The organism is Salegentibacter sediminis (assembly GCF_002078605.1).
GTDB classification, from domain to species: domain Bacteria; phylum Bacteroidota; class Bacteroidia; order Flavobacteriales; family Flavobacteriaceae; genus Salegentibacter; species Salegentibacter sediminis.
In genome coordinates, this window is the sequence record NZ_MSJR01000013.1 from 22,578 (window position 1) to 40,354 (window position 17,777).

The 17,777-nt window shown below is 41.9% G+C and carries 12 protein-coding genes; 11 read left to right on the forward strand and 1 reads right to left on the reverse strand.

The window, feature by feature from the left end:
- The first annotated feature begins 2 nt into the window (after nucleotides 1-2).
- A complete protein-coding gene (locus BUW93_RS14320) occupies nucleotides 3-1,124 on the forward strand; it encodes a peptidylprolyl isomerase (protein ID WP_081212430.1) in 1,122 nt (373 codons plus the stop codon).
- A 65-nt stretch (nucleotides 1,125-1,189) separates the two neighbouring features.
- Here BUW93_RS14320 and BUW93_RS14325 read toward each other — a convergent pair whose 3' ends face one another.
- Nucleotides 1,190-2,650 carry an aminoacyl-histidine dipeptidase gene (locus tag BUW93_RS14325; RefSeq protein ID WP_081212431.1) on the reverse strand — a complete coding sequence of 487 codons (1,461 nt, stop codon included), beginning with the start codon at nucleotides 2,648-2,650 and terminating at the stop codon, nucleotides 1,190-1,192.
- 216 nt (nucleotides 2,651-2,866) lie between these two features.
- Between BUW93_RS14325 and BUW93_RS14330 the strand changes: the two genes are divergently transcribed.
- The 10 genes from BUW93_RS14330 to BUW93_RS14375 all read left to right on the forward strand — a co-directional run bounded on the left by BUW93_RS14330 (nucleotide 2,867) and on the right by BUW93_RS14375 (nucleotide 17,700).
- Entirely contained in the window at nucleotides 2,867-3,961 is a 1,095-nt protein-coding gene (locus tag BUW93_RS14330; RefSeq protein WP_081212432.1) for a DUF3810 domain-containing protein, read from the forward strand.
- Nucleotides 3,962-4,025: 64 nt separating this feature from the next.
- A complete protein-coding gene (locus BUW93_RS14335) occupies nucleotides 4,026-6,995 on the forward strand; it encodes an amidohydrolase family protein (protein WP_081212433.1) in 2,970 nt (989 codons plus the stop codon).
- A 12-nt stretch (nucleotides 6,996-7,007) separates the two neighbouring features.
- Complete coding sequence (locus BUW93_RS14340; RefSeq protein WP_081212434.1) at nucleotides 7,008-8,309, forward strand: amidohydrolase family protein; 1,302 nt, start codon at nucleotides 7,008-7,010, stop codon at nucleotides 8,307-8,309.
- Nucleotides 8,310-8,397: 88 nt separating this feature from the next.
- Nucleotides 8,398-9,207 carry a TrmH family RNA methyltransferase gene (locus BUW93_RS14345; RefSeq protein WP_081212435.1) on the forward strand — a complete coding sequence of 270 codons (810 nt, stop codon included), beginning with the start codon at nucleotides 8,398-8,400 and terminating at the stop codon, nucleotides 9,205-9,207.
- 18 nt (nucleotides 9,208-9,225) lie between these two features.
- Nucleotides 9,226-10,461, forward strand: a complete 1,236-nt coding sequence (locus BUW93_RS14350) for a M48 family metallopeptidase (RefSeq protein WP_081212436.1) — start codon at nucleotides 9,226-9,228, stop codon at nucleotides 10,459-10,461.
- 38 nt (nucleotides 10,462-10,499) lie between these two features.
- Nucleotides 10,500-12,710, forward strand: a complete 2,211-nt coding sequence (locus tag BUW93_RS14355) for a RelA/SpoT family protein (protein ID WP_081212437.1) — start codon at nucleotides 10,500-10,502, stop codon at nucleotides 12,708-12,710.
- A gap of 23 nt (nucleotides 12,711-12,733) precedes the next feature.
- Nucleotides 12,734-13,189, forward strand: a complete 456-nt coding sequence (locus BUW93_RS14360) for a Fur family transcriptional regulator (protein ID WP_081212438.1) — start codon at nucleotides 12,734-12,736, stop codon at nucleotides 13,187-13,189.
- Nucleotides 13,190-13,200: 11 nt separating this feature from the next.
- Entirely contained in the window at nucleotides 13,201-14,472 is a 1,272-nt protein-coding gene (locus BUW93_RS14365) for an adenylosuccinate synthase (RefSeq protein WP_081212439.1), read from the forward strand.
- Nucleotides 14,473-14,632: 160 nt separating this feature from the next.
- The gene (locus BUW93_RS14370) at nucleotides 14,633-16,507 is read left to right on the forward strand and encodes an OstA-like protein (protein ID WP_081212440.1); all 1,875 of its coding nucleotides are present in this window, start codon (nucleotides 14,633-14,635) and stop codon (nucleotides 16,505-16,507) included.
- The gene (locus BUW93_RS14375; protein ID WP_081212441.1) at nucleotides 16,504-17,700 is read left to right on the forward strand and encodes an aspartate aminotransferase family protein; all 1,197 of its coding nucleotides are present in this window, start codon (nucleotides 16,504-16,506) and stop codon (nucleotides 17,698-17,700) included. The genes BUW93_RS14370 and BUW93_RS14375 overlap by 4 nt, the downstream gene beginning before the upstream one ends.
- Nucleotides 17,701-17,777: the final 77 nt, after the last annotated feature.

Below are 17,777 nucleotides of genomic sequence, written 5' to 3' on the forward strand. Positions count from 1 at the left end.
TAATGAAAACTACTAAAATCTTTATTCTTTTGGCGATGGCACTTACGCTCTTTGCCTGTAATGACGAATACCCCGATCTTGAAGACGGCCTGTATGCCGAATTCCAAACCAATAAAGGCAGCTTTGTAGCTGAACTTTTTTATGATCAAACCCCAATAACCGTAGCGAGTTTTGTTTCCCTTGCCGAGGGAAAGAACACTATGGTAGACAGCACCTATAAAAACAAAAATTTTTACGATGGAATCCAGTTTCACCGAATCATTGAAGGTTTTGTAATTCAAGGGGGAGATCCTACGGGCACTGGTTCGGGCGGTCCCGGTTACCGCTTCCCCGATGAGGTTAACAACGATCTAAGCCACGATTCCAAAGGTGTATTATCAATGGCAAATGCCGGCCCGGGAACTAACGGAAGTCAGTTCTTTATCACCCTGGCCCCAACGCCTAACCTTGATGGAAGACATACCGTTTTTGGAAAGATTGTTAAAGGTCAGGACGTGGTAGATTCTATCGGAAAAGTGGAAACCGATCCCAGCGATCGACCAGTTGAAGAGGTTATCATGGAAAAAGTAAATATTATTCGTAAGGGTAATGATGCCAAGAATTTTGATGCTCCCAAGGTATTTGAGGAGGAGCTTAGTGAATTAAAGGCCGAGGAAGAAGCAGCTCAGAAACGTTTGGACGATGCCATGGCAGAAAACTCTGAAAAATTTAGCGTTCTAAAAGAAGAGGCTAAAGAACTTGAAAGCGGACTTCAGATCTATTTTGAAGAAAAAGGTGACGGCGAAAAGCCAGCCGATGGCCAAATGGTTCAGGTTAATTATGAAGGCTACTTCCAGGACGGAAGAATCTTTGATACCAACAACGAAGAGCTCGCCCAGGAACTTGGGTTATTCAGTCAACAGAGAAAAGACCAGGGTGGATATGAGTCTATGACCATCCCTTATGGTCCGGAAGCACCTATGATTCCAGGTTTTAAAGAAGGAGTTCAGCAAATGAAGGTTGGAGACAAAGCCATTCTTTATATTCCTTCACACCTTGCTTATGGTGAGAGCGGTGCCGGAGGTGTTATTCCTCCCAATACCGATCTTATCTTCAGGGTAGAACTTGTAGGAATACAGGAATAAACCTTAGTGAAGTATAAAAATTAAAAAGGCTGCCTGATCGGGCAGCCTTTTTTTTGACATATCTTTTATTTCTTCGGAATATTCTTTAAAACTTCCAGTAGAAATTTCCAGTATTTCTTAGCTGAAGAGATACTGGCACGCTCATCGGGAGAGTGAGCTCCGCGAATGGTCGGCCCAAATGAAATCATATCCATTTCGGGATAATGGTTACCTATAATACCGCATTCCAGTCCGGCGTGGCAGGCAGCAATATCGGCTTTGGTATTGTTTTGTTTTTGATAGATTTCGTCTAAAACCTTCAGGATAGCAGAATCGGGGTTTGGTGCCCAGCCGGGATATTCTCCCGAAAGTTTTACTTTAAATCCGGCAAGCTCAAAAGCAGCTTGTAAGCTATGGGCCAGATCATTTTTAGAAGATTCAACAGAAGATCGTGTTAAACAGTTAATTTTTACTTTACCATCAGCGATAGTTACACTGGCAATATTATTTGAGGCCTCCACCAGCCCTTCAATATCGGGGCTCATACGATAGACCCCATTATGTGCCGCATAAAGTGCTCTTATCACATCCAATTGATCTTCCACTTTCATCACCTGCCCCGGTACATCAACTTCGGTAATCTCGATGTCCAGATTTGGTTCCAGGGCCGAGTATTCAGCTTTAATTTCTCTAACCAGCACCAAAGTTTCATTCAAAAAAGTATCAGTATTCGATCGGTCAATAGCTACCACCGCTTTACTTTCACGCGGAATGGCATTTCGCAATCCACCTCCATCAAATTCGGCTAAACGCAATCCAAAATCCTTATTGGAATCGTAAAGCACACGGGTAAGCAGTTTATTGGCATTGGCAAGACCCTTAATAATATCCATTCCTGAATGTCCGCCCTGCAAACCTTTTACAGTAATGCTGTAACCTACGGAATTATCGGGGGTGTCTACGAGTTCATAATCCCGTAGCGCGGTAATATCTACTCCTCCTGCACAACCAATCCCAATTTCGTCATCTTCTTCGGTATCGAGATTAAGTAGGATTTCCCCTTTAAGCATTGAAGGATTAAGATTTTTTGCTCCTGTCATTCCGGTTTCTTCGTCTATAGTAAAGAGCGCTTCAATTTCAGGGTGGGCAATGTCTTTGCTTTCCAGGATAGCCATCATACTCGCGGCTCCCAGCCCGTTATCGGCTCCAAGGGTTGTTCCCCTGGCTCTTACCCAATCGCCGTCTACATACATTTCGATTCCTGAGGTATCAAAATCGAAATCGGTATCATTATTTTTCTGATGAACCATATCCAGGTGTGCCTGCAAGACTATAGGTTTACGGTCTTCCATCCCTGCAGTTGCAGGTTTACGAATAAGCACATTCCCTGCTTCATCAACCTGGGTTTCCAGCTGAAGCTGGTTCCCGAAGTTCTTAACGAATTCTATAACACGTTCTTCTTTTTTTGAAGGCCGAGGCACCGCATTTAGATCGGCAAAATTATTCCATAATTCTTTAGGTTCCAGGTTTCTTATTTCTTCATTCATTGGTTTAATATTTGGTATCTTCACAAAGGTATTGGTAATTAAGCAAGAAGGAAAATGAAAAACTTATTTTCGCGGAATTTAGTCAAAAAGTAGCCCTTCTGGCGATAAATACTATTTTTGAGAAATAAAGAACATCACACAATCAGAAGAAAATAATTTATAATTTAAAGACATTCTGATATTATCAATACCTCAAAACTAAATCTCGATTATCGAGTGAAAAGAAAAAGCCTCTATATACTTGCCGGCCTGCTACCGGTTCAGATCATAGTAATTGGCCTTTTGGCCGAATACCCATTGTTTATTGAAAACAATTATAGTCGCGGAATCTACCCCTGGATCTCCAGATTTATGCGTTTTCCCTTGGGCTACCTCCCTTTCAGCCTGGGTGACTTTCTATACGCCGTATTGGTTTTGATGTTGTTAAGATGGATAATACGTAGGATCAGAACCAGATTCCGAAGTCCGCGAAAGTGGATCATAGACGGTCTTGCAGCACTTTCGGTAATCTACGCTTGTTTTCACCTTATCTGGGGTTTTAATTATTACCGGCTTCCTCTGCACCAGGCTCTGAAATTAGACCCCGATTATACCACCGAAGAACTTATAATTCTTTCAGAAAACCTTATTTCCAGCTCTAATGAGCTTCACGCCCAATTAACTTATGATGATTCTTTAGCAATAGAAATCCCGTATTCCAAAAAAGAGTTATTTGAACACAGCATTGCAGGCTATGATCATCTGAGCAGGAAATATCCCGCGCTCACCTATAAAAATCCAAATTTAAAACGATCGCTTTATAGTATTCCCCTTACCTATATGGGGTTTAACGGATACCTGAATCCTTTAACCGGAGAGGCCCAGGTTAATACCCAGATCGTGAAGTTTAAGATCCCTACCACAGCCAGCCATGAAATTGGTCATCAGCTGGGATTTGCCAAGGAAAATGAGGCTAATTTCATAGCCTGCCTGGCCACGATGAACCATCCCGATATTTATTTCAGGTATTCGGGCCATACCTTCGCCCTACGTTACAGTCTCAACGAATTGTACCGTCGGGACCAGGATAAATTTGAAGAGTTAAAAGAGAAAATCCGGCCGGGGATCCTGGCGAACTACCGTGAAGTAGACAATTTCTGGTTCCGGCATCAAAATCCTTTTGAGCCATTGTTTCAGGCAACTTATAATAGATACCTGATGGCCAATAACCAGACCGAAGGCATGAAGAGCTACAGCTACGTTGTGGCACTTCTTGTGAATTATTTTTCAGAAGAGAAAAATACCGGAGCAACCGGCACAGGCTTTTATTAAAATTTTCTTATTTTACCGGCTTTTCTAACAAAAAGTTTGCATTCTTATTAAACCCTTACATTTTATGAAATTAAAATTTCTACTGTTTTTATTCCTGGCAGGAGCCCAGCTTCAGGCCCAGGAGTATTTCCCTAAAAATGATGGCGTAAAGACCACAAAAACCGGTACTACTGTCTTTAAAAATGCCAGAATTCATGTTAACCCTACTACCATTATTGAGAATGGAATGTTCGCCATAAAAGATGGCAAAATAAGCGCGGTAGGAAAAAATATTTCAGTGCCGGCCAACAGCCAAACTATAGATCTTAATGGAAAGGAAGTCTATCCTTCCTTTATTGATCTTTACAGCGAATTTGGTGTGGAAAAGCCAAAAGCCGCAAGCAATGGCAACGGCCAGCCACAATATGACGCGAGCAGAGAGGGGTACTACTGGAACGACCACATTCGTCCCGATAATGATCCGCTTTCGGTTTTCAACTTTGATAAGGAAAAAGCCGGTAAATTGCATAAAGCCGGATTTGGAGTTGTAAACACTCACCTTGCCGATGGAATTATAAGAGGAAACGGGATGCTAATCGCGTTGAATCCTGACGGAAGCAACGGCGATAGGATCCTGAATCAGCGTTCTGCGCAATATTTATCATTTGACAAAAGCGTAACTTCCCGGCAGTCCTACCCTACTTCCAAAATGGGTGCGATGGCCCTTATCCGCCAGGCCTATTATGATGCCGCGTGGTATGCAAAAGGAAAAGCAGATAACAAAGACCTTGCTTTAGAAGCCTTAAACAGCAATAAAAACCTACTACAGATCTTCACTACAGATAATCTTTTGGATGAACTCAGAGCCGATAAAATTGGTGATGAATTCGGAATCCAGTACACCATCCTGGGAAGCGGATTTGAATATGAGCGTCTTGATGAAATTAAAGAAAGTGAAGCCACCTATATTCTGCCCTTGAAATTCCCTGATGCTTACGATGTGGAAGATCCATTTATGGCCTCGAAGGTAAGTCTGCACGAAATGAAGCGTTGGAACCAGGCACCTGCTAATTTAAAAATACTGGCAAAAAACAAGGTGCCTTTTACCTTAACCACCCAGGGGATAGATGCTGAAAAAGACTTCAGAAAAAATCTTATTAAAGCACTGGAATACGGTCTAAGCAAAGAAGATGCTCTTGCTGCCTTAACCACCGTTCCTGCCCGTCTTCTGGGCGAGGAAAACAATCTTGGAGCAATTAAAGAAGGTGCCTGGGCGAATTTCATCATAACTTCGGGTGACTTTTTTGACAAGGAAACCACGCTTTTTGAAAACTGGGTACAGGGAAAAAGAGCCGTTCTGGAAAATATGAACATCACCAATATTAAAGGTGATTATGAGCTGCCCGTAGATGGCAATTCCTATGAGGTGAAGATCAGCGGGGAACCTGCCAAACCAAAAGCCGAAGTGAAATTGGGCGATACAAAAATAGGTTCAAAACTCAGTTTTGTTGATAACTGGATGAATCTCTTGCTCTCTTCCCCTGATACCACCAAAACAGAATACATCAGATTGGTGGCAAATGTACCTTCAGAAACCGATAAAATTTCGGGAAAGGCCATTCTTGCTAACGGAAAGGAAACTTCTTTTACTGCAAGCAGAAAAGAAGTTGAGGCGACTTCCGAAGAAAAAAAGGAAGCAACCAAAGAAATTCCTGAAGTAAAACCCGTAAGCTTTCCAAACAATGCTTATGGCTTTACAGAGAAACCAAAACAGGAGGATATACTCTTCACTAATGCAACGGTTTGGACCAATGAAGAGGAAGGAATTTTGAAAAACACCGATGTTCTTGTGAAGAACGGAAAAATCTCCAGAATTGGACAAAATCTTAATGCCGGAGGCGCCACCGTGGTCGATGCTACAGGAAAACACCTTACTACCGGAATTATAGATGAGCACTCCCATATTGCCGCTTCGGCAATTAATGAAGCGGGACATAATTCTTCGGCTGAAGTAAGTATGGAAGATGTGGTAGACCCGACCGATATCAATATTTACAGAAATCTTGCAGGAGGTGTCACCACCATTCAGTTGTTACACGGTTCGGCAAACCCTATTGGAGGGCGTTCGGCAATATTGAGACTAAAGTGGGGTGAATCGGCTGAAGATTTGATCTTTGAGGATTCCCCTAAGTTTATCAAATTTGCCCTGGGAGAAAACGTAAAACAATCTAACTGGGGCAGCCGCTCCAGGTTCCCGCAATCGCGAATGGGAGTGGAACAGGTCTTTACCGATTATTTTACCCGTGCCCGCGAATATGAAGAGAACAAGAAAAGCGATAAGGATTACAGAAAAGATCTTGAGATGGAAACCATTGTAGAGATCCTGAATATGGACCGTTATGTTTCAGCGCACTCCTATGTACAGAGCGAGATTAATATGCTGATGAAAGTTGCTGAAAATTTTGATTTCAATATCAATACTTTCACCCACATTCTTGAAGGTTACAAATTAGCCGATAAGATGAAAGAGCACGGAGCCGGGGGCTCTACTTTTTCTGACTGGTGGGCTTATAAATATGAAGTTAATGACGCGATTCCATTCAATGCTCCAATAATGCACAGCCAGGGCGTAACCGTGGCCATCAACAGTGACGATGCCGAAATGAGCCGAAGGTTAAACCAGGAAGCAGCAAAAAGCGTGAAATACGGCGGAGTTTCTGAAGAAGATGCCTGGAAATTCGTAACCCTTAACCCGGCTAAATTGCTTCATATAGATGATAAGGTAGGAAGTATAAAAACCGGCAAGGATGCCGATTTGGTTTTATGGAGCGACCACCCTCTTTCGGTTTATGCCAAGCCTGAAAAAACACTAATCCAGGGTACGGTTTATTTTGATATCGAAAGAGACAAACAAATACGCGAGAGAATTTCAGAAGAAAGGAATGAACTCATCACCCAGATGCTGAAAGCCAAGAATAACGGCGTAAAAACCCAGCCGGTAACCAAAAAGGAGACGCTACACATTCACTGTGACTTCCTTGAAGAAATCCACTAAAAACAAAAGACAATGAGAATTACATATATATTCATAATCGTATTTATCTGTTCTTTGGGAACAGGGCTGGCACAACAAACCCCTGCCCCAGAACAAAGCAAGACCATTAGTATTGTGGGTGCAACCGCTCATATCGGTAACGGAGAGCTAATAGAAAACAGCATCCTTACTTTTGAAGACGGCAAAATCACAGCTATTGGAGCCTCGGGAGATATTGAAGCCTCGGGAGAAATAATTAATGCTGAGGGAAAACATCTCTACCCTGGTTTTATCGCCGCCAATGCTACTTTAGGCCTGGTGGAAATTTCAGCAGTACGCGCCACAGATGATGAGGACGAAATTGGAACAATGCTGCCGCATATTAGAAGTTTAATCGCCTATAATGCGGAGAGCAAGCTGATAGAATCCATGCGCCCTAACGGAGTGCTGATGGGCCAGATCGTACCTCGTGGCGGAAGGATCTCGGGTACATCCTCCATAATGCAGTTTGATGCCTGGAATTGGGAAGATGCCGTTGTAAAAGAAGATGATGGACTACATATTAACTGGCCCGGGAGTTTTTCCCGCGGTCGCTGGTGGGCCGGTGAAGATCCCGGAATAAAACCGAATGAAGAATATCAGCAGCATCTTAGAGAATTGACAGAGTTTTTTAATTCTTCCCGTGCTTACCTGAGTGGAGAAAGAAAGATTAAAAATCTTCCCTATCTCGCTATGGAAAGTGTTTTTAATGGAGACAAAAAAGTCTTCGTACATGTAGATGGCGAAAGAGAGATCCAGGATGTGATCGAGTTTAAGAAAGACCAGAATCTGGATGAGCTTGTTATCGTGGGAGGATATGAAGCCCATAAACTCAGCAGCGAATTAAAGGAAAACAATATCCCGGTTTTGATTACCCGTGTTCACAGCAGACCCGAAAACGAAGATGATGATTACGATCTCCCATATAAATTAGCCAAACTACTTCATAACGAAGGCGTGCTGGTTGGTTTACAAAGCAGTGGAAGCATGGAGAGAATGAACACCAGAAACCTTCCTTTCTATGCAGGAACCACTGTTGCTTACGGGATGGAAAAAGAAGACGCTCTTTCCCTTATAACTTTTAATGTTGCAAAAATCCTTGGAATAGAGGATTTCGCCGGAAGTCTCGAAGAAGGCAAGGACGCCACTTTGTTTATTAGCGAAGGGGATGCCCTTGATATGCGGGGCAACATTTTAGAAAAAGCATTTATCCAGGGGCGGGAGTTAAGCCTGGAGAGTCACCAAACCGAACTCTACGAACGCTATATGGACAAATACGAACGGGAAAGCAAATAATTTTCCCATTTTAAAACAAACAGAAAAGCTCCCGAAAATTCGGGAGCTTTTTCATTTGCCATTATACAAATCTGATTAATTTTACCTTATGTACAAGCAAATAAGCAGTTCCCGGAATAAAGAGGTCAAACACCTTCATCAGCTTCAGGAAAAATCACGCCTGCGTCGCAAAGAAGGCGTATTTTTAGTGGAAGGTATTAGGGAAACAGGACTGGCACTCAAAGGAGGCCTAAGCTTAAAAAAACTCTACTTTTGTGAAGAGCTTTTCCCAAAAGAAAAACTGGAAGAATTAATTTCCGATCTAAGTGAGCAACCAGAAATAACCGAATTGTCTTCTGAAGTGTATGAAAAACTGGCTTACCGCGGAAGTACAGAAGGCGTTCTCGCCCTATTTGAAAGCAAAGAACTTAATCTGGATAACCTGAAATTTAAATCTGAAGCCCCGCTCCTACTTGTTGCCGAGGCTCCTGAAAAACCCGGAAATATAGGCGCCCTGCTTCGAACTGCCGATGCCGCTGGCTTGGACGGGGTGATCATCGCCAATCCAAAGACCGATCTTTTTAATCCTAATATCATCAGGTCTAGTGTAGGCTGTGTTTTTACCATACCAATTGCCACGGGCAGTACAGAGGAAATCATAGATTTTTTAAAAAGGAAAAATATAAAGATCTATTCCGCGGCGCTTCAGGCTTCAAAGGAATACACAACAATAGATTACAGCGGTGCTTCAGCCATTGTGGTGGGAACAGAAGCTAGTGGACTCGGAGATTCCTGGCTGGAAAATTCAGAAGAAAACATCATAATCCCTATGGGTGGTGAAATAGATTCTATGAATGTTTCAGTTGCTGCCGGAATTCTTATTTTTGAGGCAAAGAGACAGCGAGCTCTTAAGCATTAAACCCCAAAATTAAATCACTTGAATCCCGAAACTCTTTATTATATTATCCTCGCAGTAATTGTCCTGGATTTTCTAATCGATAAGGTCCTGAACCACCTGAACGCGAAACATTTTGATGACCCGGTACCCAGGGAACTGGACGATGTATACGATGATGAGGCTTATCAAAAATCACAGCGCTATAAAAAGGAGCGTTATCGTTTTGGAGTGATCAGTTCCTCATTTTCTCTGGCCCTCACCCTGGGATTTATTATTCTGGATGGTTTCCCCTGGGTTGATGGTATTGCTAGAAGCATTAGTGATAATCCAATTTGGATCGCTCTTATTTTCTTCGGAATAATTATGCTGGGGAGTGATCTCCTTACCACCCCGTTTTCGTGGTACAGTACTTTCGTCATTGAGGAAAAATACGGCTTCAATAAAACCACCAAAAAAACTTTCTGGCTTGATAAGCTGAAGGGCTGGTTAATGATGAGCCTCATTGGTGGCGCAATTCTGGCGGTTCTAGTATGGTTCTACGATTTTGCAGGAGACGGTTTCTGGTGGTACGCCTTGGTAGTGATGGCCCTCTCTGCAGTATTTATAAATATGTTCTATGCCAGGCTCATTGTTCCGATCTTCAATAAACAAACTCCCCTGGAAGAAGGTTCTCTTCGGAATAAAATAGAAAGCTACGCTCAAAGTGTAGGTTTTAAACTGGATAATATTTTTGTGATCGACGGCTCAAAAAGGAGTACAAAAGCCAATGCCTATTTTTCGGGCTTTGGTAGCGAAAAACGAATCACATTATTTGACACCCTGATAAATGACCTCGAGGAAGAAGAGATTGTAGCAGTGCTGGCCCACGAAGTTGGGCATTATAAGAAAAAACATATTATCGTTAATTTAACGGTATCGATTCTTACTACCGGGTTCACCCTTTGGCTTTTGTCTTTATTTGTTGGAAGCCCTGTTTTATCTCAGGCTTTAGGGGTTGAAATTCCGTCTTTTCACGTGGGACTCGTCGCTTTTGGAATTCTGTACAGCCCCATTTCAGAACTAACCGGATTGATTATGAACCTGATTTCGAGAAAATTTGAATATCAGGCCGATGATTTTGCACGGGAAACCTATTCGGCACAACCCCTCATTTCCGGTTTAAAAAAGCTGTCAGGCAACAATTTAAGCAACCTCACCCCGCACAAAGCTTATGTTTTCATACATTATTCACATCCGCCCCTCCTGCAACGTTACAGGAATTTAACCCGGGCCTGATTTTTGTTTCATATCAATCTTAATCGTATATTCAGTTTATGACAGAAGCAGCTATAGAAAAGGAAAACAAACAAATTGCAAGGCAGTATAAGGAGCTCCTGCGCATTAGTTACCGTAGCTTAAGCGATGAGGATAAAAAACTGATAAGGAAAGCTTTTGATATTTCGGTAGAGGCGCATAAAGATCAACGCAGAAAATCGGGAGAGGCTTATATTTTCCATCCTATTGCCGTAGCAAAGATCGTGGCATCAGAGATAGGCTTGGATGCCACTTCAATTGCTGCCGCTCTTTTACACGATGTGGTAGAGGACACCAAATATACCCTGGAAGAAATCCAGGAGATGTTTGGGGAGACAGTAGCCAAAATTGTTGATGGACTTACTAAAATCTCCAGTCTAAAAAAAGACAAAGATGTTTCCTTGCAGGCTGAAAACTTTAGAAAAATGCTACTTACCCTTAACGATGATGTAAGGGTGATTATCATTAAGATAGCAGACCGGCTTCACAATATGCAGACTATGGATGTGATGCGCCCGGACAAACAGGAAAAGATAGCTTCGGAAACCCTTTATATTTATGCACCCCTGGCCCACCGAATTGGACTTTATAATATTAAAACAGAACTGGAGGATCTTGGATTAAAATATACTGAACCAGAGGTGTACAAAGACATCCACACCAAAATTAAAGAAAGCAAGGAGGAGCAGGACGCCTATATTAAGGAGTTCTCCCGGGTGATTGAAGATTCCCTGAATCAGGAAGAATTGGAATATGAAATAAAGGGTAGACCCAAATCAATATATTCTATAAACCGCAAAATGAAGGCACAAAATGTGTCTTTTGACGAGGTATACGACAAATTTGCAATCCGGATTATTTACAATAGCGATCCTGCCAATGAAAAGTTCCTGGCCTGGAAAATATATTCTATAGTCACCGATCACTTTCGACCCAACCCTACCCGTTTACGGGACTGGATATCTTCCCCGAAATCAACAGGTTACGAAGCCCTGCACATCACCGTTATGGGGCCGAAAGGTCGATGGGTAGAAGTACAAATAAGAAGTAGCCGGATGAATGAAATCGCAGAGAAAGGTTATGCGGCACACTATAAATACAAGCAGGGAGACGTTCAGGAAGATCACGGAATTGAAGAATGGCTGAATAAACTACAGGAAGCCCTTGAAAACCCCGATGTTAATGCTGTAGATTTCGTGGAGCAATTCAAACTGAATCTATATTCCAAAGAGATCTTTGTATTTACCCCACAGGGAGATCTCAAATCCCTGCCTAAAAGTTCTACCCCACTGGACTTTGCTTTCAGCATCCATACTGAAATTGGATTAAAAACGCGCGGTGCCAGGGTAAACAATAAACTGGTGCCTTTAAGTCACGAACTAAAAAGCGGGGATCAGGTAGAGATCATTACTTCAGAAAACGCCAAACCCAATATCAACTGGTTGGATTATGCCACCACGGCAAGGGCAAGGGCTAAGATTAAATCTTCCCTTAAAGAAGAAAAGAAAGAGATCGCCGAAGAAGGAAAGGCAATTCTGGCACGAAAATTAAAGGCTCAGAAAATTCCGTTCAATGAGAAATCGGTGAACGAATTAGTAGTGTTTTTTAATCTAAAAACCAGTCTGGATTTATTTTACCGCGTTGGTATTGGTAAGATCGACAACCAGAAGCTTAAAGAATTCGCTAATTCCAGAAGTAATGCCCTGGTGAGCTATATTAAGCGTAAGATCAAGAAACCTGTAATAGCTGAAGATCTCAATAAAGATGAGATCACCACCAGATATGATCAGTTGGTTTTTGGCCGGGACGAAGATGAGACCCTGGAATATAAGTTGGCCAATTGCTGTAACCCGATCCCAGGAGATAAAGTTTTTGGTTTTGTAACTGTTAATGACGGGATAAAAGTTCATAAAAAGGACTGTCCCAATGCCTTACAGCTCCAAAGCAATTATGCTTACAGGATTATCCCGGCTAAATGGATAGACTCCTCCCAACAGGATTTTAAAGCCGTGATCAAACTCACCGGTTTGGATAATGTAGGCCTGGTTAGCGAAGTTACCCAGGAGATTTCCAGCAATCTGAACGTTAATATGAAGAAGATTAATTTTGAAAGTCTGGATGGGGTATTTAACGGCAGGATTACCCTGGTGGTAAAAAACAATTCTATCTTAAATAAGATCATCGACAGGCTTAAAAAAATTAACGGCATAGACAAGGTTAGCCGTGAATAATCCAATATCTTTGTAATCAAATTATGAGCAAAAAAGTTGTAAATAAAAACGATCAGGCTGTTGTAAAAAACGTTTTTACTAAATTCCTGGAGGAAAAGGGCCATCGTAAAACTCCCGAGCGTTTCGCGATTTTGCACGAGATATATAACAACGACGATCATTTTGATATCGAATCCTTGTATATTAAGATGAAAAATAAAAAATACCGTGTTAGTCGTGCCACGCTCTATAACACCATAGAATTGTTACTGGAATGCGGATTGGTAAGAAAGCACCAATTTGGGCAGAACCAGGCACAATATGAAAAGTCTTATTTTGACAGGCAGCACGATCATATTATACTTACCGATACCGGGGAAGTTATAGAATTTTGCGATCCACGTATCCAATCTATAAAACAAACCATAGAAGAGGTTTTTGATATAGAAATTAAAAAACATTCTTTATACTTTTACGGCAACAAAAAAACAACCACTTAACCTAATATTTCATGGCGGTAGATTTACTACTCGGTCTCCAATGGGGAGACGAAGGCAAAGGAAAAATTGTTGATGTTCTTACCTCAGATTACGATATTATAGCCAGGTTCCAGGGAGGGCCAAACGCCGGGCACACCCTGGAGTTCGATGGTCAGAAACATGTTTTACACACTATTCCTTCGGGAATATTCCACGATAAGACCATTAACCTGGTTGGGAACGGAGTAGTGATAGACCCGGTGATTTTTAAAAAAGAACTGGAGAACCTTGACAGGCATAATATCGATTATAAATCGAAACTTTTTATTTCCAGAAAAGCCCATTTAATTCTACCAACCCACCGTTTGCTTGATGCAGCTTCTGAAGCTTCAAAAGGAAAAGCGAAAATTGGTTCTACCCTCAAGGGAATTGGTCCTACATATATGGACAAGACCGGTCGAAACGGAATTCGCGTTGGAGACCTGGAATTGGACAACTGGAAGGATAAGTACCGTGCGCTTGCAGATAAGCATGAAAAAATGATTGAATTCTACAATGTTGATGTTCAGTATGACCTTGCCGAACTTGAACAGGAATTCTGTGATGCCGTAGATACCTTAAAAGAACTTCAGTTTATAGATAGCGAAGCCTTTTTACATCAGGCACAAAAAGAAGGAAAAACCATACTGGCAGAAGGCGCACAAGGTTCATTACTGGATATTGATTTTGGAACCTATCCCTTCGTAACCTCCTCCACCACTACCGCTGCCGGAGCCTGTACAGGTTTAGGGGTAGCACCCAATCAAATTGGGGAAGCTTATGGGATTTTTAAGGCCTATACTACCCGTGTTGGTAGTGGCCCCTTCCCTACCGAACTTTTTGATGAAGATGGTGAAACCATGGCCCGCGTAGGAAATGAATTTGGCGCAACAACCGGACGACCACGAAGATGTGGCTGGTTGGATCTGGTTGCACTTAAATATGCCGTGCAGGTTAACGGGATCACCCAGTTAATCATGATGAAAGGTGATGTTCTAAGTGGATTTGAAAAACTAAAGGTTTGTACCGCTTACAATTATAAAGGAGAAAAGATCCAGCATCTTCCATATAATATTGAAGCTGAAAACGTAACTCCAATTTATTCCGAAATCAAAGGTTGGGCAGCCGATCTTACGGGAATGACCAAGGCCTCTGAACTTCCCAAGGAATTCAACGATTATGTGGAATATCTCGAAAAAGAACTCCAGGTACCTATAAAAGTGGTATCTGTTGGGCCAGACAGGAAGCAAACAATCCTAAGGTAATTGAAAAAAATTTATATAAGAGACCGGTTGTTTTTAACCGGTCTTTTTTTTTTTGCTTTCAACCAGCAGTAAGAACACTTTCAGTGACAGGTTTTATAATTAACGGGAATTACAATCATTTCTTTCTATTTTCGTTATTTTTGATGAAAATTTCTTCAACTTGAAAAACTTTTTCATTTATATCTTTATCGCATTTCTTTCTGCAGGAGTTCTTCGTGCACAGGAAGGACGAAAGATCGATTATACCAGCGACCGAACGCTCAAGAACGAAGAGCGTTATCCCGGAGCGATTATTTTGGGGAAAGTCGAAAATCAGGTGTATTTTATTCACGAAGGAATTGAGATATGGTGCGACCAGGCCATTCATTACGATCAGGATAACTTTTTTAAAGCCTACGGAAATGTAAGAATGCAACAGGGCGATACCGTAAAAATGCAAAGCGATTACGCCGAGTATAACGGAAACACCCAATTTGCCTTTGCCAGCGGAAATGTTAAGATGGAAAGGCCACAAACCACCCTGGAGACAGACAGCCTGTTCTTTGATCGCAGTAAACAGCAGGCTTATTATCGCAGCGGTGGAAAAGTGACAGACACGGCAAGTGTGCTCACCAGTAATATTGGAAGATATTTCCTGGAGGAAGATAAATATTCCTTTGTTTCAGAGGTGGTTTTAACTAACCCTGAATATGTGATCAATTCAGAACAACTCGATTTTTATTCTGAGAGTGGCCACGCTTATCTTTATGGCCCATCAACCATAGAAAGTGAAACCAGCACCGTTTACTGCGAACGCGGATTTTACGATACCCGGGGAGATACAGGGTATTTTGTAAAAAATTCCCGCATAGATTACAATAACCGGAGGGTTGAAGGAGATAGTTTATACTTTAACCGGAATACAAATTTTGCTTCAGCAACCAATAATATTAAAGTCACCGATACCATTAATAAGAGCCTGGTAACCGGCCATTATGCCGAGGTTTTTCGCGACAAAGACTCGGTGTTTATCACAAAACGAGCCGTTGCAGCCTCGGTGCAGGATAACGACTCGCTTTTTATTCATAGCGATACTATTATGATCACGGGAAAACCGGATCACCGGGTTATTAGAGGCTATTATGATGTAAGACTTTTCAAAAGCGATATGAGTGGAAAAAGTGATTCCATCTATACCGACCAGGCGACAGGACTCACCAAGTTGATCAATATTAATGAAGGTCCGGTCACTTCAATCACTACAAGGCGTAGCCCGGTTTTATGGTCGGGGGAAAGCCAGATGACGGGAGATACCATCCACTTACAAAGCAATGTTGAGACAGAACAACTGGATTCGTTGCGGGTTTTCAACAATGCTTTCCTTATTCAGAAAGATTCCATTAAGGGATATAATCAGGTGAAGGGTATGGATTTGGTGGGTCTCTTTGAAGACAACGAACTTTTCCAGGTAGATATCAATAAAAACACCGAAACACTTTATTACAGCAGAAATAGTGAACAGGAGCTTATCGGGATCAATAAAACCCTTTCAAGTTCCATCAGGATCCTGATGAACGAAAGGCAGATAGACGATATTTATTATTATAAGAATGTGGATGGCACCTTAACGCCCGAAGAAGATTTTCCGATTAATGCGAGACAACTTACAGGGTTCAACTGGCGGGGAGAAGAACGACTGTTAAGCAAGGAAGACCTTTTCAAAGGAAAGCCCGCTCCAAAATTAACTCCAATAAGGGGAATCCCATTGCCTGATGAGGCTGAAGAATTCTTTGAAGAACGGGAAGAAGATGACCTGTTGTTGAATGAAAATTCCAGGTTAAGGCCGGAAGATCTTCAAAATAAAAAAGAGGATACTACAGCTACCAGTAAAGATAGTTTAAGGCTTCCTGAAGGATTTCAGCAGAAAAAAAACGATGCTATTCCCAATAAGCGGGATAGCATTCCCCAACCCGATTACAAAAAAGAGAAAGAAGAATTACAGGAACAGTTGAAAGATCAAACTCAACAAGAGGAAGAAGGAGGAGAAGATAATTGAAAGAGGATTTTTTAAAATACCAGGCGCAAACCACGCCACATCCATTGGCGCTTGAGGTCTCTCACTCAAAAGGCTCCTATATTTATACCACCGATGGTTTGAAACATCTGGATTTTGTTGCCGGAGTTTCAGCCTGTAGTCTGGGACATTGCCATCCGCGGGTAGTAGCTGCCATTAGGGAACAGGCCGAAAAATATCTTCATGTAATGGTTTACGGGGAATATGCCCAGCAACCGGCAGTAGAACTCACTAAATTGCTGGCTCAACATTTCCCGGGGTCATTGGAGAAAACCTATCTAACTAATTCAGGAACTGAAGCTATTGAAGGCTCCCTAAAACTAGCCCGTAGATTTACCGGTCGTACTCAGATACTTGCAGCAAAACAGGCTTATCATGGCAATACCATGGGGTCTTTAAGCCTTATGGATTATGAAGAACGACAAAAACCTTTCAGGCCACTTCTTGGAGATATTGGTTTTATCCGTTTTAATTCTGAAGCAGATCTCGCGAAGATTACAGAGAAAACTGCCGCTGTAATTGTAGAAACCATTCAGGGAGGTGCCGGGATTATTCTTCCTATAAGAGATTACCTAAAAAAACTCAAAAAACGTTGCAAAGAAGTTGGGGCATTACTAATCCTGGATGAGATCCAGCCCGGGTTTGGGCGTACCGGCAAACTCTTCGGTTTCGAGAATTTTGATATGGTTCCCGATATCGTAGCCATGGGTAAAGGTATGGGTGGCGGAATGCCTATTGGGGCTTTTTCGGCTTCTTCAGAAATTATGGATAGCCTGAGTGACCATCCTAAAATGGGACACATCACCACCTTTGGAGGCCATCCGGTAATAGCGGCTGCGGCACTGGCCACTTTAAAAGAAATCACCGAAACTGACCTTATGGCAGAAACGCTTCAGAAGGAAAAACTAATCAGAAGTAAGCTTGTTCACCCGCTGATAAAGGAAATTCGCGGATTAGGACTTATGCTTGCCCTTATCCTGCCTTCCGAAGAAATTGCCAACCAGGTCATATTAAGGTGTAAGGATAGGCAACTAATTCTTTTCTGGCTTCTCTTTGAAAAAAAGGCCGTGAGGCTCACCCCTCCCCTCACCATTTCAGAAGAAGAAATTTTGAAAGGTTGTGGCATTATTCTTGACATATTGGAGGAGATTGATAATCAAGATATAACCTGTTAATTAATTTGTTAACAACAATATAAAATTTAGGGGTTTTCATACATATACATTTATAAATTTAGAACTGTAGAAATCCC